This window comes from Kitasatospora sp. NPDC007106, from assembly GCF_040634455.1.
Lineage (GTDB): Bacteria > Actinomycetota > Actinomycetes > Streptomycetales > Streptomycetaceae > Kitasatospora > Kitasatospora arboriphila.
Window position 1 is genome coordinate 1 of the sequence record NZ_JBEYFP010001300.1, and the last position, 1277, is coordinate 1277.

Genomic DNA, 1277 nt, shown 5'->3' on the forward strand with positions numbered 1-1277 from the left:
CAGGAGGTGGCCCTGGAGAACCGGCTGCCGTGCGTCTACCTCGTCGACTCGGGCGGCGCCTTCCTGCCGATGCAGGACGAGGTCTTCCCCGACCGGGACCACTTCGGCCGGATCTTCTACAACCAGGCCCGGCTGTCCGGCGCGGGCATCCCGCAGATCGCCGCGGTGCTCGGCTCCTGCACGGCCGGCGGCGCCTACGTGCCGGCCATGAGCGACCAGGCCGTGATCGTCCGCAACCAGGGCACGATCTTCCTCGGCGGCCCGCCGCTGGTGAAGGCGGCCACCGGCGAGGTCGTCACCGCGGAGGAGCTCGGCGGCGGCGAGCTGCACTCCAAGACCTCCGGCGTCACCGACCACCTGGCCGAGGACGACGCGCACGCGCTGTCGATCGTCCGCACCATCGTCGCCGGGCTCGGCCCGCGCGCCCCGAAGCCGTGGCCGCTCGCCCCGGTGGAGGCGCCCGCGGTGGACCCGGCCGGCCTGTACGGCGCGGTGCCGGTCGACCCGCGCACCCCGTACGACGTGCGCGAGGTGATCGCCCGGCTGGTCGACGGCAGCCGCTTCGCCGAGTTCAAGGCCGAGTACGGGCCCACCCTGGTCACCGGCTTCGCCCGGATCCACGGCCACCAGGTCGGCATCGTCGCCAACAACGGCGTGCTGTTCGCCGAGTCCGCGCTCAAGGGCGCGCACTTCGTCGAGCTGTGCGACCAGCGCGGCATCCCGCTGCTCTTCCTGCAGAACATCACCGGCTTCATGGTCGGCCGGCAGTACGAGGCGGGCGGCATCGCCAAGCACGGCGCCAAGATGGTGACGGCCGTGGCCTGCACCCGGGTGCCCAAGCTGACCGTCGTCATCGGCGGCTCGTACGGCGCCGGCAACTACTCGATGTGCGGCCGGGCGTACTCGCCGCGCTTCCTGTGGATGTGGCCGGGCGCCAAGATCTCCGTGATGGGCGGCGAGCAGGCGGCCTCCGTCCTCGCCACCGTGCGCCGCGACCAGTTCGAGGCGCAGGGCGAGGACTGGCCGGCCGAGGCGGAGGAGGAGTTCAAGCGCCCCGTCCGCGAGCAGTACGAGCGGCAGGGCAGCGCCTACTACGCCACCGCCCGGCTCTGGGACGACGGCGTGATCGACCCGATGGAGACCCGGACCGTCCTCGGTCTGGCGCTCACCGCCTGCGCCAACGCCCCGCTCGCCGAGCCCCGCCCGTACGGCGTCTTCCGCATGTGACCGGCCGGGCCGGTGCGGTCGCACCGCCCGGCCCGACCCCGGCCCCGCCG

Annotated in this window: 1 protein-coding gene; it reads left to right on the forward strand. The window is 73.8% G+C overall.

Going from position 1 to position 1277, the window contains the following annotated elements:
• Positions 1–1227: carboxyl transferase domain-containing protein (locus ABZ641_RS38005; RefSeq protein ID WP_359989197.1), on the forward strand; the 1227-nt coding region annotated here is incomplete at its 5' end.
• Between the last annotated feature and the right edge of the window lie 50 nt (positions 1228–1277).